The organism is Xanthomonas sacchari (assembly GCF_024266585.1).
Classification (GTDB): domain Bacteria; phylum Pseudomonadota; class Gammaproteobacteria; order Xanthomonadales; family Xanthomonadaceae; genus Xanthomonas_A; species Xanthomonas_A sacchari_C.
In genome coordinates this window covers 2,000,501-2,019,912 of sequence record NZ_CP100647.1, presented here as the reverse complement: position 1 = coordinate 2,019,912, position 19,412 = coordinate 2,000,501, and the positions used below count along the sequence as shown (strand labels likewise).

The 19,412-nt window shown below is 71.2% G+C and carries 20 protein-coding genes; 14 read left to right on the top strand and 6 right to left on the bottom strand.

Annotated features, from left to right (window positions below; translation table 11 throughout):
* Positions 1–32: 32 nt before the first annotated feature.
* The 3 genes from NKJ47_RS08150 to NKJ47_RS08140 form a co-directional block, all read right to left on the bottom strand.
* Positions 33–491 carry a GNAT family N-acetyltransferase gene (locus NKJ47_RS08150; RefSeq protein WP_254460970.1) on the bottom strand — a complete coding sequence of 153 codons (459 nt, stop codon included), beginning with the start codon at positions 489–491 and terminating at the stop codon, positions 33–35.
* Positions 488–844, bottom strand: a complete 357-nt coding sequence (locus NKJ47_RS08145) for an arsenate reductase (protein ID WP_242159347.1) — start codon at positions 842–844, stop codon at positions 488–490. Before NKJ47_RS08145 ends, NKJ47_RS08150 begins: the two co-directional genes overlap by 4 nt.
* Positions 845–1,029: 185 nt before the next feature.
* A complete protein-coding gene (locus NKJ47_RS08140; protein WP_254460969.1) occupies positions 1,030–1,485 on the bottom strand; it encodes a hypothetical protein in 456 nt (151 codons plus the stop codon).
* On the opposite strand from NKJ47_RS08140, the gene NKJ47_RS08135 reads away from it, so the two are divergent.
* Positions 1,484–1,900 carry a hypothetical protein gene (locus NKJ47_RS08135; RefSeq protein WP_254460968.1) on the top strand — a complete coding sequence of 139 codons (417 nt, stop codon included), beginning with the start codon at positions 1,484–1,486 and terminating at the stop codon, positions 1,898–1,900. The genes NKJ47_RS08140 and NKJ47_RS08135 overlap by 2 nt on opposite strands.
* A gap of 287 nt (positions 1,901–2,187) precedes the next feature.
* Here the strand turns inward: NKJ47_RS08135 and dapD are convergent, their stop codons facing one another.
* Genes dapD through map form a run of 3 tightly spaced genes read right to left on the bottom strand, consistent with a single transcriptional unit; the run spans position 2,188 to position 6,577 of the window.
* Positions 2,188–3,171, bottom strand: coding sequence for a 2,3,4,5-tetrahydropyridine-2,6-dicarboxylate N-succinyltransferase (gene dapD / locus NKJ47_RS08130; RefSeq protein ID WP_254460967.1), 984 nt, complete (start codon positions 3,169–3,171; stop codon positions 2,188–2,190).
* Positions 3,171–5,771, bottom strand: coding sequence for a [protein-PII] uridylyltransferase (locus NKJ47_RS08125; RefSeq protein ID WP_254461376.1), 2,601 nt, complete (start codon positions 5,769–5,771; stop codon positions 3,171–3,173). The genes dapD and NKJ47_RS08125 overlap by 1 nt, the downstream gene beginning before the upstream one ends.
* Positions 5,772–5,800: 29 nt before the next feature.
* The gene (gene map, locus NKJ47_RS08120; RefSeq protein WP_429002528.1) at positions 5,801–6,577 is read right to left on the bottom strand and encodes a type I methionyl aminopeptidase; all 777 of its coding nucleotides are present in this window, start codon (positions 6,575–6,577) and stop codon (positions 5,801–5,803) included.
* A 227-nt stretch (positions 6,578–6,804) separates the two neighbouring features.
* Between map and NKJ47_RS08115 the strand changes: the two genes are divergently transcribed.
* The 13 genes from NKJ47_RS08115 to NKJ47_RS08055 all read left to right on the top strand — a co-directional run bounded on the left by NKJ47_RS08115 (position 6,805) and on the right by NKJ47_RS08055 (position 19,410).
* Positions 6,805–7,308: a Csu type fimbrial protein gene (locus NKJ47_RS08115; RefSeq protein WP_254460965.1), complete on the top strand. Its 504-nt coding sequence runs from the start codon at positions 6,805–6,807 to the stop codon at positions 7,306–7,308.
* A gap of 14 nt (positions 7,309–7,322) precedes the next feature.
* Positions 7,323–8,063, top strand: a complete 741-nt coding sequence (locus tag NKJ47_RS08110) for a fimbrial biogenesis chaperone (protein ID WP_254460964.1) — start codon at positions 7,323–7,325, stop codon at positions 8,061–8,063.
* Positions 8,026–10,383 carry a fimbria/pilus outer membrane usher protein gene (locus NKJ47_RS08105; RefSeq protein ID WP_254460963.1) on the top strand — a complete coding sequence of 786 codons (2,358 nt, stop codon included), beginning with the start codon at positions 8,026–8,028 and terminating at the stop codon, positions 10,381–10,383. The genes NKJ47_RS08110 and NKJ47_RS08105 overlap by 38 nt, the downstream gene beginning before the upstream one ends.
* Positions 10,380–11,402 (top strand): Csu type fimbrial protein, encoded by a 1,023-nt coding sequence (locus tag NKJ47_RS08100; protein WP_254460962.1) that lies wholly within the window; start codon positions 10,380–10,382, stop codon positions 11,400–11,402. The genes NKJ47_RS08105 and NKJ47_RS08100 overlap by 4 nt, the downstream gene beginning before the upstream one ends.
* 81 nt (positions 11,403–11,483) lie before the next feature.
* Entirely contained in the window at positions 11,484–11,804 is a 321-nt protein-coding gene (locus NKJ47_RS08095; protein ID WP_254460961.1) for a hypothetical protein, read from the top strand.
* A 17-nt stretch (positions 11,805–11,821) separates the two neighbouring features.
* Positions 11,822–12,535: a fimbrial biogenesis chaperone gene (locus NKJ47_RS08090; protein WP_254460960.1), complete on the top strand. Its 714-nt coding sequence runs from the start codon at positions 11,822–11,824 to the stop codon at positions 12,533–12,535.
* A 278-nt stretch (positions 12,536–12,813) separates the two neighbouring features.
* On the top strand, positions 12,814–13,611 hold the full coding sequence (rpsB, locus tag NKJ47_RS08085; protein WP_017908839.1) for a 30S ribosomal protein S2: 798 nt from the start codon (positions 12,814–12,816) through the stop codon (positions 13,609–13,611).
* Between the two features lie 151 nt (positions 13,612–13,762).
* Positions 13,763–14,641, top strand: coding sequence for a translation elongation factor Ts (gene tsf / locus NKJ47_RS08080; RefSeq protein ID WP_254460959.1), 879 nt, complete (start codon positions 13,763–13,765; stop codon positions 14,639–14,641).
* A 115-nt stretch (positions 14,642–14,756) separates the two neighbouring features.
* Entirely contained in the window at positions 14,757–16,253 is a 1,497-nt protein-coding gene (locus NKJ47_RS08075; RefSeq protein WP_254460958.1) for a GGDEF domain-containing protein, read from the top strand.
* 81 nt (positions 16,254–16,334) lie between these two features.
* A complete protein-coding gene (pyrH, locus tag NKJ47_RS08070) occupies positions 16,335–17,057 on the top strand; it encodes a UMP kinase (RefSeq protein WP_160970848.1) in 723 nt (240 codons plus the stop codon).
* Positions 17,058–17,252: 195 nt separating this feature from the next.
* The gene (gene frr / locus NKJ47_RS08065) at positions 17,253–17,810 is read left to right on the top strand and encodes a ribosome recycling factor (protein WP_254460957.1); all 558 of its coding nucleotides are present in this window, start codon (positions 17,253–17,255) and stop codon (positions 17,808–17,810) included.
* 38 nt (positions 17,811–17,848) lie between these two features.
* Positions 17,849–18,589, top strand: a complete 741-nt coding sequence (uppS, locus tag NKJ47_RS08060; protein ID WP_254460956.1) for a polyprenyl diphosphate synthase — start codon at positions 17,849–17,851, stop codon at positions 18,587–18,589.
* Positions 18,586–19,410, top strand: coding sequence for a phosphatidate cytidylyltransferase (locus NKJ47_RS08055; RefSeq protein WP_254460955.1), 825 nt, complete (start codon positions 18,586–18,588; stop codon positions 19,408–19,410). The genes uppS and NKJ47_RS08055 overlap by 4 nt, the downstream gene beginning before the upstream one ends.
* Positions 19,411–19,412: the final 2 nt, after the last annotated feature.

The following is a 19,412-nucleotide window of genomic DNA, read 5'->3' as shown; positions in this document are numbered from 1 at the left end:
CTGGCCGAGCGCAGGCGGGCCGCGGACCGCGCTCAGCCCGCGCGCGCCGGCCAGCGCATGCACTGCACGCGCACCGCGAACGCCTCGTTGCCTGGCATGCGCCCATGCTGCATGCCGGTTTCGACGAAGCCACAGGCGCGGTAGAACGCCAGCGCCGCGGCATTGCCCTCCAGCAATTCCAGCGTCAGGCCCGCCGGGCTGGCCTCCTGCACCGCGGCCACCAGCGCCTGGCCGACGCCGCGCCGGCGTGCGGACGGATCCACGTACAGCCAGGCCAGTTCCTCGCCATCGTAGGCGACGAAGCCGAGCACCTGTCCCTGCCATTCGGCGACCTGCACGCGGTAATCGAACAGGCCTTCGCGCGCGGCCGCGATCGGCAGCGGCAGGAACGCATCGGCCAGCCCCGCCGCCTGCAGTTCCTCCAGGCGCGCGGCGTCGTGGATGGCGCACAGGCGCGCCCAGTCCTCGGCCCGGTACGGGCGGATGGTCACGCCACCCCGAAGCGCTGCTTGAAGCCGTTGTCGGAAAAGCCCTGGCTGAGCCGGCCGTCGTCGGTCACCACCACCGGCCGCCGGATCAGCTGCGGATACTCGCGCAGCAGCAGCTTCCACTCGGCATCGGAGCCGGGGGTCTTCTTGTTGTCGGGCAGTTGCCGCCAGGTGGTCGAGGACTTGTTGACCAGCGCATCGAAGCCGCCGGCCTGGCCGGCCCAGTCCAGCAGGGTGTCCGGCGTCGGCTTGTGCTCGCGGTAATCGACGAAGGTATAGGCCACGCCGAAGCGGTCCAGCCACTTTGTCGCTTTCTTGCAGGTGTCGCAGTTCTTCAATCCGTACAACGTCGTCATCGAAACCATCCCTTCAAGCGAGGAAGCCCCTCTTCCACCGGCGACCGTAGGGAGTCCCCGTGGGGGAGAGGGGTTGGGGTGAGGGTCGGCACGCCGCGTGGCAGCGTGGCGCGCGTGATCTTACCCGGCGCGCGCGCCGTCGGGTCCCCTGCGCAGCAGGACACCGCGATCGGCCGGACCGCTCCTCATTGCGCCGGCATTTCCTTGAGCTGCGCCGAGTCGATCCGCCAGCGCAACTGCGCGGCCGCGGCGCCGTCCACGCCGTTGACGCGGCGCAGGACGTCGTCGCCGCGGAAGCGTTGCCGCGTGCCGTCGGCCAGCGTCGCCTCCACGGTGACCGGCACGGGCTGGTACACCGAGCCGGCGGCACCTTCGCCGGCGCCCAGCGCGCCGATCGTCACCTGCACCGCGCGGGTCCGGGCGAAGCCGGCCTTGAACGCAGCGTAGGACTGCCCCGGGCGCCCGTCCTCGCCCCACTGCTGCCAGGCCGTGGCGTAGTCGCGCGCATTGATCGCCGCGTAGTAGCGCCGCACCACCGCGGCCGCCGCCTGCGGGCTGTCGGCGGCCGGGCCGCAACCGGCGGCGGCCGCCGCGTCGCGGCCGAGCAGCGCGCAGCTGCGGGCGATCTCGTTGTCGATCATGGCGCAGCTGTTGGCGGCATTGCAGGGCGGATGGGTGGCCGGCGACACCGCGCGGCAGGTGGCCACGCGCGCCGCCGCGGCGTCGGCGCCGATCTCGGCGGCGCAGGACAGCGGCTCGCTTGCCGCGCTCGCATCCGCCGTCGCGGTCGCTGCCTGCGGTGGTGCGGACGCCGCTGGCACCGTCGACGCGGAGGCCGGCGCAGCGGCCGCCGCCGCGTGCGTGTCGGCATCCTTGAGCGCCGCCGGCGCCGGCGCGCCCTCACGGCCGCATCCGGACAGCGCCAACGCTGCCGTCATCCAGAAAGCCCATGTGATCTTTCGCATCGGTGTCTCCTGTCGGCGCAGCGGCAACCCCCGACGACGGTCTGCGCCGGGCATCGTCGGGTCCGATACGCACCGCCGAGGCAGCGCCTGAACCCGTGTGTGGCAGCGTATCCGGCCACCGATGTACGTCGGGTATGCGCCCTGCCACCGGCGCGAGATTGCGAATCTGCGCGGACCAGGCGACCGCCTCGCGCCCGCGCGACCACCACCATGGGCTGTCCTGCCCGCCCGCAGACAAGACGGCGGTACGGGATTCGCAAAAGGCTGCATGCCGGCGACAGACGGAAGCTGCCGCGTGCTTGCCGCTCCGGCCGACCACGACGTCGACGGGGAGCGGCGTGCCAGCGCGAGACCGGGCCTGGCCCGGTCTCGCCATGCTCAGTCGGCCAGCCCGCGCAGCAGATCGTTGACGCTGGTCTTGCTGCGGGTCTTGGCGTCGACCTGCTTGACGATCACCGCGCAGTACAGCGAGTGCGAGCCGTCCTTGGACGGCAACTGCCCGGACACCACCACGCTGTACGGCGGCACGTAGCCGTAGGAGATCTCGCCGGTGGCGCGGTTGTAGATGCGCGTGCTCTGACCCAGAAACACGCCCATGCCGATCACGCTGTGGTGGCCAACCACCACGCCCTCCACCACCTCCGAGCGCGCGCCGATGAAGCAGTGGTCTTCGATGATGGTGGGGCTGGCCTGCAGCGGCTCGAGCACGCCGCCGATGCCGGCGCCGCCGGACAGGTGACAGTGCTTGCCGATCTGCGCGCAGGAACCGACCGTGGCCCAGGTATCGACCATGGTGCCCTCGCCGACGTACGCGCCGATGTTGGTGAAGCTCGGCATCAGCACCACGTCCTTGCCGAAATAGCTGCCGCGACGCGCGACCGCCCCCGGCACCACGCGCACCCCGGCCTTGCGGAACTCGGCCTCGTGGTAGCCGGCGAAGCGCGCTTCCACCTTGTCCCAGAACGGCGCCGGCTGCGCTTCCACCACGGCCATCTCGTTGACCCGGAAGTACAGCAGCACCGCCTTCTTCAGCCACTCGTTGACCTTCCAGCCGCCGTGCCCGTCCGGCTCGGCGACGCGGAACTCGCCGCGCTCCAGGCCATCGATGACGCGGTTGACCACCGGCCGGGTCGATCCCTCGATCTCGTCCAGGGTCAGGGTGGCGCGGCGCTCGAAGGCGCTGTCGATGGTGAACTTCAGTTCGTCGGCGCTGGGCACGGCAACCGGCTTGGCGCGCGGCGGCTTCGGCGCGGGCTTGGCGGCCGGCTTGGCCGCCGCGGTCGGCGCCGCGCGCTTGGCGGCGGCGGGCTTGGCCGGCGTCTTGGTGGCGGTCTTCTTGGCGGCGGGCTTCTTGGTGGCCATCAGCGGGGGTCTCCAGGCGGGGAATCGGGGTCCAGGCAGGCCTGCAGCGCGGCCTGCAGCGCCTGGCGGGCGGCGTCGGGCAACGGCAGGTTGTGCTCGTCGGTGATGTGGAACTGGTCCTCGGCGCGCTCGCCGAAGGTGGCGATGCGCGCATCGTGCACGCGCAAATGCTGCCGGCGCAGCACCTGGGCCACGTCCGACAGCAGCCCGGGGCGGTCCGGCGCGACCAGGCTGAGCCGGGTCCGGCGGCCATCGAGGCTTTCGCGGAACTCGATGCGCGGGGCGAAGCGGAAATGCCGCAACTGCCGCGGCACCACCCGCCGCGCCGGACGCAGCCGCGCCAGGTCGCCGGCCAGCGCCTCGCGCAGCGCCGCCTGCAGTTGCGCCAGGTCGCCGCTGGCGAAGGCATCGGCGGGCATGACCTCGAAGGTGTCGAAGATCGCCTCGTGCGGCGCATCGAGCACGCGTGCGCGGTGGATGCCGTAGCCGAGCCGGTCCAGGGTCATCACGATCGCGGCGAACAGGCCGTCGCGGTCCGGCGAGTACACGAACACTTCCAGCGCCGCATCGTCGGGGGTGACCGGGCGCACCTTGACCAGGGTGCCGCCCAGTTCCACCTCCATCAGCGACGTCGCCTGCCAGGCCAGTTGCTCGGGGCGGAAGCGCAGGAAGCTCTCGTCCGGCATGCCGGCGAACTGGCGGTCGATGGTGACGTCGTCGTGGCCCTGGATGCGCATCAGCGCGCGGGTGGCCTCGCGCGCCTCCTGCAGGCGCTCGGCCACCGGCAGCGGATGCTCCAGGCCTTCGCGCAGGGCGCGCCGCGCGGCGAAATACAGGTCGGCCAGCAGCCGGTCCTTCCACGCGTTCCACAGCTTGGGGCTGGTGCCGGCGATGTCGGCGCAGGTCAGCAGATACAGGTAATCCAGGCGCTCGCGGTCGCCGGCCAGGCTGGCGAAGCGGTGGATCACCTCCGGATCGGCGATGTCCTGCTTCTGCGCGGTCACCGACATGCGCAGGTGCTGCTCGACCAGCCAGGCGACCAGGTCGGTATCGGCGGCGCTGAGCGCATGCGCGGCGCAGAACGCGCGCGCATCCACCGCCCCCAGCTCTGAATGGTCGCCGCCGCGGCCCTTGGCGATGTCGTGGAACAGGCCGGCCAGCAGCAGCAGTTCCGGCTTGCGCAGCCGCGGCCAGACTTCATGGGCGATGGAGAAGCGCTCGTCGGCGCGCGCCTTGGCGAACACCGCCATGTTCTTCAGCACCATCAGCGTGTGCTGGTCGACCGTGTACACATGGAACAGGTCGAACTGCATGCGCCCGGACACCTGCGCGAACGCCGGGATCCACTGCCCGAGCACGCCCAGCCGCGCCATCCGGGTCAACGTCTGCACCGCGCGCGGGCCGCGCAGCAGGCCCAGGAAGCGCTCGCGCGCGGTGGCGCTGGCGCTGGCGTAGTCCGGCAGCTGCGGCAGCGCCTCGGCCAGCGCGCGCGCAGTCAGCGAGTGCAGGCCGCGGATCTCGCCGTGCGCGGCCCAGGTGGCGAACAGCGCGAACACCTGCACCGGGTCGGCCTGCGGCCAGCGCTCGGCGTCGGCGGCCAGGTAGCCGCGGCGCAGCGAGAAGCCGCCATCCAGCGGCTGTGGCTGCGCCTCGCCGTCGAACTGTTCCTCGAAGCGCTGCAGCAGGCGGTCGCTGAGTCGGCGCACGATCGCCGCGCTGCGGTAGAAGCGCTGCATCATCTTCTCGACCCCGAGGCTCTCGGGGTCGTCGGAGAAGCCCAGGCGCTGCGCCAGGGTCTTCTGGTAGTCGAAGCGCAGCCGCTCTTCCGGGCGATTGGCGACCAGGTGCAGCCCGTAGCGCAAGCGCGCCAGTTCGCGGCGCTCGCGGCGCAGCGCGGCGGCCTCGTCGCCGCCGACGTGGCCCAGCCCGATCAGCGGCTCCAGATCGCGCACGCCGAATGCGCGCAGCGCCATCCAGCCCAGCGTGTGCAGGTCGCGCAAACCGCCGGGGCCGTCCTTGATGTCCGGCTCCAGGTTGTCGGCGGTGTCGCCGAAGCGCTGGTGGCGGGCCTGCAGTTCCTCGCGCTTGGCCATGAAGAATGCGCGCGGCGGCCACACCCGCTGCGGCGCGATGGCCGCCGCCAGCGCCGCCTTGGCGGCGGCGTCGGCCTGCAGCGGGCGCGCCTCGATCAGCGCGGTCAGCACGGTCTGGTCGGCGCAGGCGGCGGTGCACTGCGCGGCCGAGCGCACCGCGTGGCTGACCGGCACGCCGGCATCCCACAGCAGCGGGAACAGCCGCGCCAGCGCCGGTTCGTGCGCGGGATCGAGTTCGCCGAACACCAGCAGGTCGATGTCCGAACGCGGGAACAATTCGCCGCGGCCATAGCCGCCGACCGCGAACAGGGCCAACCCGGCCTCGCGCGGCACGCAACGGCTCCAGGCGTGGCGGATCAGTTGGTCCAGCGCGCGCGCGCGCAGCGCCAGCAGGCGGTCGATGTCGTCGCCCTGGTCGAAGCGCTTGCTCAGCCGCGCATCGGTCTGCGCCAGCAGTTGCCGGACCGCCGCCGCCCAGCCGGCGTCGTCGACGCCGGCGTCGGGCATGCCGGCATCGGCACCGGCCGGCAGCAGGCTCACGGTTCGCCGAGGCCGCCGGGCGACAGGGTCAGCACCTCCACCCCATCGTCGGTGACGGCGACCATGTGCTCCCATTGCGCCGAGAGCTTGCGGTCCTTGGTCACCACGGTCCAGCCGTCCGGCAGGACCCGGGTGTAGCGCGTGCCCTCGTTGATCATGGGCTCGATGGTGAATGTCATGCCCGGCTGCAGCACCAGGCCATCGCCCGGCCGGCCGTAGTGCAGCACCTGCGGTTCGTCGTGGTAGACCTTGCCGATGCCATGGCCGCAGTACTCGCGCACCACGCTGAAGCGCTCGCTCTCGGCGTACTGCTGGATCGCATGGCCGACGTCGCCGAGCGTGGCGCCGGGCTTCACCGCACGGATGCCGCGCCACATCGCCTCGTAGGTGGCCTCGATCAGGCGCCGCGCCATCACCGAGGGGGTGCCCACGCAGTACATGCGGCTGGTGTCGCCATGCCAGCCGTCCTTGATCACGGTCACGTCGATGTTGACGATGTCGCCGTCCTTCAGGACCTTGCTGTCGCTGGGAATGCCGTGGCAGATGACGTTGTTCACCGACGTGCACACGGTCTTCGGATAGCCGCGGTAGCCGACGTTGGCCGGCACCGCCTGCTGCACCTTGACGATGTGGTCGTGGCAGATGCGGTCCAGCTCGGCGGTGGTGACGCCGGGCTTCACGTACGGGCCGATCAGGTCCAGTACCTCGGCGGCCAGGCGGCCGGCCACGCGCATCTTCTCGATGTCCTGCGGAGTTTTCAGATTGACGGTCATAGCCGTCATTATCGCTCATCCCGGCGCTGGCTGAACGCGCCGGGCGCGTTGGCGGCTTTTTGGCGCGTCGGCCAGGCCGTCGCCACCTTCATCGCACTGAACGTGGCGTCCTGCGGTCGCCGTCTCATGTGAAAACTGGATGACGATCCATAAAAGTGTGAATTGGCTAGCATTTTGCATTGGCAGTGGCACCGGCGGTCGTCCGCCATTTCCGAAGAAACCCTGCCATGTACCTCTTCCACCGCGTTCTCGCCTTCCTCGTGCTGTTCGCCGCCGGGACCGGCCTGGCCTGGGCCCAGTCCGACTCGCGCACCTTCAACGTCAAGATCCAGATCACCAGCGTCTGCGACATCCAGACCGCGCCCACCGACGTCGATTTCGGCAGCGTCAATTCCAACCAGAGCGCGATCAACAGCACCGGCACCTTGAACGTGCGCTGCACCTCCGGCACCCCGTACAACATCGCGCTCAACGCCGGCTCCGGTTCCGGCGCCACGGTGACCACGCGCACCATGGGCAGCGCCGACGCCGGCAATACCGCGCGCGTGCCCTACGCGCTGTACCGCAATGCCGCGCGCACCCAGAACTGGGGCTCGACCATCGGCACCGACACCCAGGCCGGCACCGGCAATGGTGCAGTGCAGCCGATCACCGTCTACGGCCAGGTCGCCAGCACCAACTACCCTGCGGGTTCGTACAGCGACGTGGTCACCGCCACCGTCACCTGGTAACCGGAGCCGCTTGCATGTGTCCGCGCCCGCATTCCTTCCTGCGCCTGCCGGCGATTGCCGCACTGTGGCTGGCGGCAGCCGGCGCCGCCCTGGGCGCTAGCCTGCAGGTGGCGCCGACCTCGGTGTCGCTGCGCGCCGAGGAGACCGCCCAAGGCCTCTGGCTCAGCAACAGCGGCGACGTGCCGCTGCGTGCGCAGGTGCGCGCGTTCCGCTGGCAGCAGCGCGATGGCGAGGATGTGCTCGACCCCAGCGACCGCATCGCGCTCAGCCCGCCGATGCTGGAGCTGGCGCCGCACGCGCGGCAACTGGTGCGAGTGATCCGCCTGAACGCCGCGCCCGGCGCAGGCGAGGACGCCTATCGCATCCTGGTCGACGAACTGCCCAGCCAGGACGCCGGCGGCAACGCCAGCGCCGGGCTGCAGTTCGTGCTGCGCTACTCGGTGCCGGTGTTCCTGCAGCCGGCCGTGGCCACCGCACCGGCGCTGCGCGCGCGGCGCGTCCACGACGGATCCGGCGCGGCGCTGGAAGTGCGCAACCAGGGCAACGGCCACGCGCAACTGGTGGACCTGCACTTCGTCGCCGGCGACGGCCGCCGCCGCGCCATCGCCGAGGGCCTGGCCGGCTACGTGCTGCCGGGCCAGCGCAAGCGCTGGCCGCTGCCGGCGGAACTGGCGCAAACCCCTGGCACGTTCGAGGCAAGGATCAATGGCGAGCCGCGTGCGCAGTCGCTGGTCGTGGACACCGCGGCGCCTTGAACTGCTGCTGGCACTGTGGGCCGGCCCCGCCGCGCTCGCCATCGCCCAGCCGCAGGCCCCGACCCAGCCGCAGGCGGCTGCACCGGCGCAGGAGACCCTGTACCTGGAGGTCACCGTGAACCAGACCCGGCAGCCCGGCCTGTTCCAATTCGAGCGCGCTGGCGAGCAACTGCGCGCCAGCGCCGCGACCCTGCGCCAGCTCGGTCTGCGCGTGGACGGCGGCGACGCCACTGCGGCGATCGCCCTGAGCGACCTGGACGGCGTGCGCTTGCGCTACGACGCCAGCCTGCAGCAGTTGACCATCGACGCACCGGTGGCGCTGCTCGACGTCGCCACCACCCGCATCGACGCCCGCGGCGATGAACCGTCGCTGCCGGCGACCAGTTCCCCCGGCGCCCTGCTCGACTACGACCTGTACGCCAGCCGCCAGGGCGGCGCCAGCAATCTCACCGCCAGCGGCGAACTGCGCGTGTTCGGCCTGGGCGACGGCCTGCTGCGGCAGTCCTTCGTCGGCCGGCTGTACCGCGAACCGCAGCGCGACTGGCGCGCCCAGGCGATCCGCCTGGACACGCAATGGCAATGGTCGCTGCCCGAGCGCATGACCAGCGTGGTGCTGGGCGATACCTTCAGCAGCGGCACCAGTTGGAGCCGCACCCTGCGCCTGGGCGGAGTCCGGGTGGGCAGCGACTTCGGGCTGCAGCCGTACCGCGCGCTCGCCCCGCTGCCGGAATTCCTCGGCGAGGTGGCGGTGCCGTCCAGCGTGGACCTGTACGTCAACGGCATCCGCCAGTACGGCGCGCAGCTGCCGGCCGGGCCGTTCCAGCTGTCCGCCGCACCGGGCGTGGACGGCGCCGGCAACGCCCAGGTGGTGATCACCGACGCGTACGGCCGGACGCGTTCGCTGGCCTTTCCGTTCTATGCGACCCAGGATCTGCTGGCCAGCGGCCTGACCGACTGGTCGCTGGCGCTGGGCCGGGTCCGCGAGGACTATGGCGTCGCCGACTTCGCCTATGCCGGGGATACCGTCGGCAGCGCCAGCTGGCGGCGCGGCGTCAGCCCGCGCTTCACCGCCGAGGCGCATGCCGAGGCCGGCGCCGGCGTCCGCAACGCCGGTGCCGGCGGGCAGTGGCTGCTGCCGCGCGCCGGCGTGTTCGGCGCTTCGCTGGCGCACGGCAGCGCGGCCGGCCGGCAAGGCCTGCAGTACGCGCTCAGCTACCGCTGGAACAACGGCCGCTTCAACCTGGCGATGGATACCCAGCGCGCGCAATCCGGCTACCGCGACGTGGCCGCGCGCTACGGCGCCGCGCCGCCGCGGATCAGCGAGCGCGCCCTGTTCGGCAGCACCTGGGACGGCGTCGGCAACATCGCCTTGAGCTATGTGCGCCTGGCCTACCCCGACAGCGGCGAGCAGCGCTACGCCGGCCTGTTCTGGACCCGCACCCTGCCGCGGCAGTCGTCGTTGAACCTGAGCATCAACCAGAACCTGGACCAGGCCCGCGACCGCAGCGTGTACCTGGGCTGGTCGATCGCGCTGGACGGCCGCCGCCAGGCCGGCGTCGCCGTGCAGCGCATCGGCACGCGCACCGGCGCGACGGCCGACCTCAGCCAAGCGGCCGCCGCCGACGGCGGCAGCGGCTGGCGGCTGCAGGCGCGCGGCGGCCAGGACGGCGGCGGCGGCCTGGCCGAAGCCAGCTGGCGCGGCGCCAGCGCCCGCTACGCCGGCGGCATCGCCAGCGCCGGCGGCCAACGCTACGGCTATGCCGAAGCCTCGGGCGGCCTGGCCTGGATCGGCGGCGGCTGGTTCCGTGGCCGCGACCTCGACCAGGCCTTCGCCCTGGTCTCCACCGGCGGCATCGCCGACGTGCCGGTGCTGCTGGAGAACCGGCCGATCGGCCGCACCGATGCGCGCGGCTTCCTGCTGGTCACGCCGCTGCTGGCCTGGCAGCACAACCGCCTGTCGATCGATCCGATGCACCTGCCGCCGGAGCTGCGGCCGGAGCAGGTCGACCAGATCGTGGTGCCGCGCGACCGCGCCGGCGTGGTGGTGGCGTTCCCGATCCGCCGCAGCGACGGCGTGCTGGTGCGACTGCACGATGCCGCCGACGCGCCGCTGCCGGTCGGCAGCCGGGTGCATGGAGCGGGCGTCGACACGGTGGTCGGCTACGATGGCCAGGCCTATGTGGAAGGGCTTCAGCCCGGCCGCAACGACCTGGAGGTGGAGATGCAAGGGCGCCGTTGCCGGTTCCGGATCGAGCGCCCGGCACAGGCGCCGCCGACCCGGCTAGGCCCGCTGCGCTGCGCGCCGGAGACGGCGCCATGAGCGCGCGCGCCTGGCCGATGGCGCTGACGGCGCTGCTCCTGGCGGCCGCGGCGCTGCTGCCGCAGCGCGCCGCGGCCACCACCACCTGCGCCGCGCAGGCTACGGCGGTGAGCTTCGGCACCCTTTCCGACACCGCCGCCACCGACGCCACCGCGCAGATCGTGGTGACCTGCCAGACCGGCGCGATCAGCGTACTGGGCACGATCTACGTGCGCATGTGCCTGAACATCGGCGAGGGCCTGCAGGGCGGCGGCTTCGGCATCACCCCGCGGCGCATGCTCAACCCGCTCAACGACAGCCTCGGCTTCCAGCTCTACCGCGACAGCGCGCGCAGCCTGATCTGGGGCAGCGCCCTGAGCGGCTCCACGCCGCTGCAGGTAGATCTGACCTACTCGTCGCTGCTGACCGGCGGCAGCGGCACCGCCACCTACACCGTCTATGCGCGGGTGCCGTTGCAGAGCGGCATCGCCACCGGGCTGTACCAGAACAGCTTCAGCGGCGTGTCCACCAACCTGCAGTACCGCTACGACGAGCCGCTGGTGGGCAACCCCGCGGCGGTACCCGCCTCCTGCACCACCGGCGGCAAGGGCGGCGGGACCTCGGTGCAGTTCCCGTTCGTGGTCAGCGCCAGCGCCGCGCCGACCTGCACCATCGCCAGCATCGCCGACCTGGATTTCGGCACCCAGTCGGGCCTGATCGACAAGGCGCTGAACTACACCACCGTGCTCAGCATGAACTGCCGCTACCGCACCGCCTGGCAGGTGAGCCTGGACAACGGCCAGAACGCCAGCGGCAACGTGCGCCGCATGCGCAGCGCCAGCGGCCAGTACCTGACCTACGAGCTGTACCGCGACGCCGCGCGTACCCAGCGCTGGGGCAGCACCCTGAACAGCGATACCCAGACCGGCACCGGGACCGGCAGCGCACAGTCGCTGACCCTGTACGGTCAGGTCCCGGCCCGGCAGACGCCTGCACCGGGCAGCTACAGCGACGTGGTCAAGGTCACCGTCACCTACTGAGGTCTGAACGGCGCCGTCGCGCCGATCAAGTTGCCGCGGCGCGGGCCGCTATCTGCGGTGTCCGCCTCGGAGTCCCGCTTGATGACCGTGCCGTTCCTGCGACCGCTGCTGCTGGCGAGCCTGTGCGTGGCCGGCGTCGACGCGGCGGCGCAGCCGGGCGTCGGCAACGGCGGCGCCATGCTGCGGATCGGCATCCGCATCGAACGCAGTTGCGAGGTCGGCGTCCCGGCCCGCGCGCAGCCCGGGGGGCTGCCGACGGTCGCCTGCAACCGCCCGCTCACCTACCAGGTCAGCGTCGACGGCACGCCCGCGCCCGACGCCGGCACCGCATTGGCGTTGAGCCTGCCCGCGGCCGCCGCCACGCCCCGCGCGCCGGCGCGCTACGCCACGGTCGCGTTCTAGTGGGCCGCGCCCGCGGCATGCGCAGGCGCCTGCTGCCGACGCTGCTGCTGGCGCTGGCCGGCAGCGCCGCCGCGGCCGGGGTGCGGATCAGCCCGACCCTGGTGCAACTGGCGCCCGGCGAAACCAGCACCGAGATCTGGCTGAGCAACACCCAGGATCGCCCCTGGCAGGCGCAGGTCCAGGTGTACCGCTGGCAGCAGACCGACGGAATGGAAGTACTGGAGAGCACCGACGAGGTCCGGCCCAGCCCGCAATCGATCGCCATCCCCGCACAGGGGCGGCAACTGCTGCGGCTGGTGCGCCTGGCTCCCGCCGCCGCCACCGAGCGCGCCTACCGCCTGGTGCTGGAGGAACGCGCCACCCCGCCCGACCCGGCCGCGCCCATGCCCGCCGCGCAAGCCGCGCCCCTGCTGCTGCGCTATTCCACGCCGGTGTTCCTGCCCCCCAACGACCCCGCGGCCGCGCCGCGCCTCAGCGCCCACCTGCTCGCCGGCGCGCATGGGCCGGAACTGGTGGTGCACAACCGCGGCAGCGTCCACGCCCGGCTCAGCGACCTGAGCTTCATCGGCGCCGACGGCCGCACCCTGCCCCTGTTCCCCAGCCTCGCCGGCTACGTCCTGGCCGGCGCCTACAAGCGCTGGCCGCTGCCGCCCGGCGCGGCCGCGCCGGGCGGCCGCTTCGCGGCCAGGCTCGACGACCAGGCCCCGCTGCAGCCGCTACCGACCGAGTGAACCGCCCGGCGCATTGCGCCACCGACCTCCGCCAGGTATAGTGCGCGGCTTCGTCGTGCCTGTCATCGGCCGATGGACCGTCCACGCCGGACGCACCGGCGAATTCACACCTGCCGCCATCGCCCGTGCCGGGGTGCTCCGCAAGGAGTTCGGCCACGGAGGCGGCAGGGAGGCCCAACCCCGGAATCGTCGTGCGGACCCGCAAGGCCGCACCGTCATGCGCGCGCTTCACCCATTCCTGCCCGCGCACGGCCGGTTCCCCATCAGGAGTCACTGCAATGCCCCAGGTCACCATGCGTCAGATGCTGGAAGCCGGCGTCCACTTCGGCCACCAGACCCGCTACTGGAACCCCAAGATGGCGCCGTACATCTTCGGCGCGCGCGGCAAGATCCACATCATCAACCTCGAGAAGACGGTTCCGCTGTTCAACGACGCGATGAACTTCATCTCCAGCGTCGCGCAGAAGCGCGGCACCATCCTGTTCCTGGGCACCAAGCGCAGCGCCCGCGACGCGGTGAAGGAAGAAGCCGAGCGTTGCGGCCAGCCGTTCATGACCCAGCGCTGGCTGGGCGGCACGCTGACCAACTTCCGCACCGTCAAGCAGTCGGTGGCGCGCCTGAAGGAGCTGGAAGCGGCCGAGACCGACGGCACCTTCGACAAGCTGGTCAAGCACGAAGTGCTGACCCTGCGCCGCGAGCGCGACAAGCTGGAAGCCTCGCTGGGCGGCATCAAGGAAATGAACCGCCTGCCGGACGCGCTGTTCGTCATCGACATCGGCCATGAAGACATCGCCATCAAGGAAGCCAAGAAGCTCGGCATCCCGGTGATCGCGGTGGTCGACACCAACTACAACCCGGACCTGGTCGACTACGCCATCCCGGGCAACGACGACGCCATCCGCGCCGTGCAGCTGTACGCCCGTGCCGCCGCCGACGCCGTGCTGGAAGGCAAGGCCGCTGCGCCGAACGCCGCCAGCGTGCGCGAGGAAGAGTTCGCCGAGGGCGGCGACGACAAGGGCCGCGGCCCGCGCAAGAACGGCAAGAAGGCCGAAGAGACCGCTCCCGCCGCCGAGTAACCGGCGCGCCATGCGGCTGCGCGATCATGCGCAGCCGCCACCCGGCGCGTTCGACGCGCCCGGCTTCGCGAGCGCCGCCTGCGGCGCCCGCTTTCCAGATTTACCGGCCGGCCGCAAGCCGGCCTTTTCCCACCTTTCGTGAGGACATCCCGTGGAAATCACTGCTTCCCTGGTCAAGGAACTGCGCGAGCGCACCGGCGCCGGCATGATGGAGTGCAAGAAGGCACTCACCGAGAACGCTGGCAACATCGACAACGCCGCCGAGTGGCTGCGCAAGTCGGGCCTGGCCAAGGCCGACAAGAAGGCCGACCGCGTCGCCGCCGAAGGCCGCATCGCGATGGCCCAGGACGGCGGCAAGGCGGTCCTGGTCGAAATCAACTCCGAGACCGACTTCGTCGCCAAGGACAACAACTTCCTGGCCTTCACCGACGCCGTCGTCCAGGCCGCCCTGGCCTCCGGCGCCGCCGACGTCGAAGCGCTGAAGAGCGCCAAGCTGCCCAGCGGCGAGACCGTCGAGGCAGCCCGCGCCGCGGTCATCGCCAAGGTCGGCGAGAACGTGCAGGTGCGCCGCCTGGTGCGCATCGACAGCGCCAACAACGTCGCCGCCTACGTGCACGGCGGCCGCATCGGCGTGCTGGTCGAGGTCAAGGGCGGCGACGCCGACCTGGCCCGCGGCATCGCCATGCACGTCGCGGCGATGAACCCGCCGCACGTCAAGGCGTCCGACGTGCCGGCCGAGTTCGTGGCCAAGGAAAAGGAAATCGAGCTGGCCAAGATGTCGGAGAAGGACAAGGCCAAGCCGGCCGACATCCTCGAGAAGATCATCAGCGGCAAGATCGCCAAGATCGTCAACGAAGTCACCCTGTACGGCCAGCCGTACGTGCTGAACACCGACCAGAGTGTGGAGCAGGCGGTGAAGGCCGCCGGCGCCGACGTGGTCGGCTTCCAGCGCCTGGCGGTGGGCGAAGGCATCGAGAAGGTGGTGGAAGACTACGCCGCCGAAGTGATGAAGCAGGCCGGCCTGGCCTGATCCCGCACCCGGGAAGAAAAGAGCCGCGCATTGTCGCGGCTTTTTTTTTGCGGGTGTACGCTGCGCGGGCTGGGACAGGCCGCTGCCCGCCCTCACCACACTGCATCGGACGTGCATGCATCCTGAACTCGAAGCGATCCTGAGTCATTCCCGCGACCTGCCCTCGCCGCCCGGCGTCGCCTTGCGCATCATCGAACTGGCGCAGGATGCGGACGTGGACCTGGCCGCTACCGCCGACGCCATCGCCATGGACATGGCGCTGAGCGCGCGCATGCTGCGCATCGCCAACTCCCCGCTGTACGCCAGCCGACGCCGCGTCGACAACCTCGGCCAGGCCCTGACCATGCTCGGCCTGAACGCCGCGCTGAGCCTGGCGCTGGGCTTCTCGATGGTGCAGAGCCTGCGCGGCGGCAACGGCGAGCCGCAGGAACGGCTGTGGCGGCGCAGCGTGCTGGCGGCGCTGGCCAGCCGCCTGCTCGGCCAGGCCGCCGGGCTGCGCAAGCACGAGGAACTGATGCTGGCCGGCCTGCTGCAGGACATGGGCGCGCTGGCCCTGCTGCACGTCTGCCACGACCGCTACGCCGCCCTGCTGCACGAGGCCGCCGGCGATCCGCAGCGGCTGAGCGCGCTGGAGCGCGAGCACCTGGGCGCCGACCGCGCCGAGGTCGGCGCCTGGCTGGCGCAGAAATGGAAGCTGCCCGCCTACCTGCAACGCAGCATCGGCAGCAGTGGCAACAGCGGCCCCGCGACCGAGCCCTTCGACATCTGCGTGCAGCTGTCCGGCCCCATCGCCGACATCTGGCTCGGCGACGACCCCGAAGCCGCGCGCACCTACGCCATGCAGCGCGCCTTTCGCGAGCTGCAGCTGGACAGCCGCCGCTTCGACGAGGTGGTGAGCCACATCGCCGAGGCGCTGCCGGCGGTCAGCCCGATCTTCGACGTGCGCATCGCGCAGCCGGAGCGGGTCGACGCGATCATCAGCCACGCCCGCGAGTTGATGGTGCTGCGCAACCTGCGCGAGGTGCAGGAGGCCAACCGCGTGCGCCAGCGCGCCGACGAATACGAGCAGCGCGCGCGGCGCCTGGCCGAACAGGCCAGCCGCGACGCCCTCACCGGCGTGTTCAACCGGCACCAGCTGGACACCCTGCTCACGCAGCAGTTCGAACTGGCCAACCGCCACGACTGGCCGCTGTCGGTGGCCTTCATCGACCTGGACGACTTCAAGAAGATCAACGACGCCCACGGCCACCTGGTCGGCGACCAGGTGCTGCGCGCGTTCGCGCAGACTCTGCTGCCGCTGCTGCGCAACAGCGACACCGTGGCGCGCTTCGGCGGCGAGGAATTCCTGGTGCTGCTGCCCAATACCGGCGAGGACGCCGCGCTCGGGGTGATGCGGCGCATCCTCACCGAGATCGCGCAGCGACCGATGGCCGAGACCAAGCAGGGGCCGCTGCACATCAGCTTCTCCGCCGGCGTGGCCACCCAGGGCGGCCGCGAGCGCTTCAACAGCGCGCAGGAACTGCTGCAGGCGGCCGACGACATGCTGTACAGCGCCAAGCACGGCGGCCGCAACCGCGTCACCGCGCGGTCGTGCGGCGATCCGCAACGCTGAGGCGCCAGCGGCGGCGCAGACGCGCTGGCGCGCATCGGCTAAAATCGCGTGGTTTGCCCGTCACCCCCCAACGAGGTCGCCATGTCCCAGCTCGCCTATCGCCGCATCCTGTTGAAACTTTCCGGCGAAGCGCTGATGGGGGACGGGGACTACGGCATCGACCCCAAGATCATCAACCGCCTCGCCCATGAGGTGATCGAAGCGCAGCAGGCCGGCGCGGAAGTGGCCCTGGTGATCGGCGGCGGCAACATCTTCCGCGGCGCCGGCCTGGCCGCCGGCGGCATGGACCGGGTCACCGGCGACCACATGGGCATGCTCGCCACCGTGATCAACGCGCTGGCGATGCAGGACGCGCTGGAAAAGCTCGGCGCCAAGGTGCGGGTGATGAGCGCGATCAAGATCAACGACGTGTGCGAGGACTTCATCCGTCGCCGCGCGATCCGCCACCTGGAAAAGGGCCGCATCGCGATCTTCGCCGCCGGCACCGGCAACCCCTTCTTCACCACCGACTCCGGCGCCGCGCTGCGCGCGATCGAGATCGGCGCCGACCTGCTGCTGAAGGCGACCAAGGTCGACGGCGTCTACGACAAGGACCCGAAGAAGCACGCCGACGCGGTGCGCTTCGACAGCCTGACCTACGACGAGGTCATCGCCCGCAACCTGGAAGTGATGGACACCGCCGCCTTCGCCCTGGCCCGCGACAGCGACCTGCCGCTGCGCATCTTCAACATGGGCCAGCCCGGCGAACTGCTGAAGATCCTGCGCGGCGCCGAGATCGGCACCCTGGTGAAAGGCCGGGGCTGAAACGCCGGGAGTGGGGAATCGGGAGTGGGAAATCGCAACAGCGTTGCGCGCTGCAGCATTGGCGCCAGCCCCGATTCTCGCGACATTCGCGTTCAGTTAGGCGCGCCGGGATCCGCCTTTGCCGTTCCCCATTCCCGATTCCCCACTCCCAGCAGGCTATAATCGTCCGATTCAGATTCAGCACGGACACCGGCGATGCTCAACGAAATCAAGCAAGACGCACAGACCCGCATGGCCAAGAGCATCGACGCGCTGCGTCATACGCTCATCAAGGTGCGCACCGGGCGCGCGTCGACCGCGCTGGTCGAGCACCTGAGGGTCAACTACTACGGGTCGGACATGCCGCTGAGCCAGGTCGCCAGCGTCGCCGTCGCCGACGCCCGCTCGCTGACCATCACCCCGTGGGAAAAGCAGATGGTCGGCGCGGTGGAGAAGGCGATCCTGGCCTCGGACCTGGGCCTGACCCCGAACACCGCCGGCACCACCATCCGCCTCAACCTGCCCGCGCTCACCGAGGAGCGCCGCCGCGAGCTGTCCAAGGTCGTGCACGGCGAAGGCGAGGACACCAAGGTCGCGATCCGCAACATCCGCCGCGACGCCAACCAGCAGGTCAAGGATCTGCTGAAGGACAAGAAGGTCACCGAGGACGAGGCCCGCGCCAGCGAGGACGACATCCAGAAGCTGACCGACAAGGCGATCAAGGACGTGGACGAAGTGGTCAAGGGCAAGGAACAGGAACTGATGGCGGTCTGAGCCTGCGCCTCGCGGCCATGCCTTCCGACCCCGTCCCCATGTCCCTGCCCCGCCACCTGGCCATCATCATGGATGGCAACGGCCGCTGGGCGCAGCGCCGCCGCCGGCCGCGCGTGATCGGCCACCGCGCCGGCGCCCGCGCGGTCAACCGCACCATCGACTTCTGCCTGGAGCGCGGCATCGCCGCGCTGACCCTGTTCGCCTTTTCCAGCGAGAACTGGGGGCGCCCGCAGGAGGAAGTGGACGCGCTGATGAAGCTGTTCCTGCACGCGCTCGACCGCGAGGTCGACGAGCTACAGCGGCGTGGCGTGCGCGTGCGCTTCATCGGCGACCGCTCGCGCTTCGCGCCATCGCTGTGCGAGCGCATGGCCCAGGCCGAGGCCCGCACCCGCGACAACCAGGCCCTGCACCTGTCGATCGCCGCCAGCTACGGCGGGCGCCAGGACATCGCCCTGGCCGCGCGCGCGCTGGCCGAGGACGTCGCCGCCGGGCGCCTGCGCCCGGAGCAGATCGACGAGGACGCGCTGTCGGCGCGCATGGCGCTGGCCGACCTGCCGCCGCCGGACCTGTTCATCCGCACCGGCGGCGACCTGCGCATCAGCAACTTCCTGCTGTGGCAGCTGGCCTACACCGAACTGTGGTTCACCGAGACCCTCTGGCCCGAGTTCGGCCCCGAGGTGCTGCAACAAGCCCTGGACGACTACGCCCGCCGCGAGCGGCGTTTCGGCCTCACCAGCGCGCAGGTCGCCGAAGCGGCGACGGAGAACGTTTCCGCATGACCCGTACCCGCGTCATCGCCGCGCTGATCATGGCCCCGCTGGCCATCTGCGCCATCCTGCTGCTGCCGACCCAGTGGCTGGTCGCGCTGGCCGCGTTGATCTTCCTGATCGGCCTGTGGGAATGGCTGAAGCTGGCCGAGGTCGACGACACCCTGCCGCGCACCATCCTGCTGATGCTCAACCTGCTGCTGATGGTGCTGCTGGTGTGGGCCTCGGCCGGCTCGCTGGTGCTGTTCCAGCTCACCACCCTGATCGGCGTCGGCTGGTGGTGCGTGGCCCTGCTGTGGCTGGGCTTCTACCGTTTCGGCTCCGACCATGCCACCTACGCGCGGGTGTTCAAGCTCGCCGCCGGCACCCTGGCGATCGTCCCGGCCTGGGCCGCGCTGGGCCTGATCCACGCCAGCGAGCCGAACGGCCACCGCTGGCTGCTGACCGCCCTGGCCACGGTGTGGGCCGCCGATTCCGGCGCCTATTTCGCCGGCCGCCAGTTCGGCAAGCACAAGCTAGCGCCGCGGATCAGCCCCAACAAGACCGTGGAAGGCCTGGTCGGCGGGCTGCTGGCCGGCCTGGCCGTGGCCGCCGGCTTCGGCTGGCTGGCCGGGGTGACCCTGCCGCACCTGCCCGGGCTGCTGATCGTGGCCGCGGTCAGCGTGCTGGCCTCGGTGGTCGGCGACCTGTTCGAGAGCCTGCTCAAGCGCCACGTCGGCGCCAAGGACTCGGGCAACGTGATTCCCGGCCATGGCGGCGTGCTGGACCGGATCGACGGCGTGCTGGCGGCGCTGCCGATCTTCGCGCTGGGCAAGGACATCTTCGGGTTCTGAAG

Coding starts and splice junctions, on each gene's coding strand:
- NKJ47_RS08145 (WP_242159347.1), bottom strand. CDS start 844: ATGACGACGTTGTACGGATTGAAGAACTGCGACACCTGCAAGAAAGCG.
- NKJ47_RS08135 (WP_254460968.1), top strand. CDS start 1,484: ATGGCGCAGCTGTTGGCGGCATTGCAGGGCGGATGGGTGGCCGGCGAC.
- NKJ47_RS08140 (WP_254460969.1), bottom strand. CDS start 1,485: ATGATCGACAACGAGATCGCCCGCAGCTGCGCGCTGCTCGGCCGCGAC.
- dapD (WP_254460967.1), bottom strand. CDS start 3,171: ATGGCCACCAAGAAGCCCGCCGCCAAGAAGACCGCCACCAAGACGCCG.
- NKJ47_RS08125 (WP_254461376.1), bottom strand. CDS start 5,771: ATGCCCGACGCCGGCGTCGACGACGCCGGCTGGGCGGCGGCGGTCCGG.
- map (WP_429002528.1), bottom strand. CDS start 6,577: ATGACCGTCAATCTGAAAACTCCGCAGGACATCGAGAAGATGCGCGTG.
- NKJ47_RS08115 (WP_254460965.1), top strand. CDS start 6,805: ATGTACCTCTTCCACCGCGTTCTCGCCTTCCTCGTGCTGTTCGCCGCC.
- NKJ47_RS08110 (WP_254460964.1), top strand. CDS start 7,323: ATGTGTCCGCGCCCGCATTCCTTCCTGCGCCTGCCGGCGATTGCCGCA.
- NKJ47_RS08100 (WP_254460962.1), top strand. CDS start 10,380: ATGAGCGCGCGCGCCTGGCCGATGGCGCTGACGGCGCTGCTCCTGGCG.
- NKJ47_RS08095 (WP_254460961.1), top strand. CDS start 11,484: ATGACCGTGCCGTTCCTGCGACCGCTGCTGCTGGCGAGCCTGTGCGTG.
- NKJ47_RS08090 (WP_254460960.1), top strand. CDS start 11,822: ATGCGCAGGCGCCTGCTGCCGACGCTGCTGCTGGCGCTGGCCGGCAGC.
- rpsB (WP_017908839.1), top strand. CDS start 12,814: ATGCCCCAGGTCACCATGCGTCAGATGCTGGAAGCCGGCGTCCACTTC.
- NKJ47_RS08075 (WP_254460958.1), top strand. CDS start 14,757: ATGCATCCTGAACTCGAAGCGATCCTGAGTCATTCCCGCGACCTGCCC.
- pyrH (WP_160970848.1), top strand. CDS start 16,335: ATGTCCCAGCTCGCCTATCGCCGCATCCTGTTGAAACTTTCCGGCGAA.
- frr (WP_254460957.1), top strand. CDS start 17,253: ATGCTCAACGAAATCAAGCAAGACGCACAGACCCGCATGGCCAAGAGC.
- uppS (WP_254460956.1), top strand. CDS start 17,849: ATGTCCCTGCCCCGCCACCTGGCCATCATCATGGATGGCAACGGCCGC.
- NKJ47_RS08055 (WP_254460955.1), top strand. CDS start 18,586: ATGACCCGTACCCGCGTCATCGCCGCGCTGATCATGGCCCCGCTGGCC.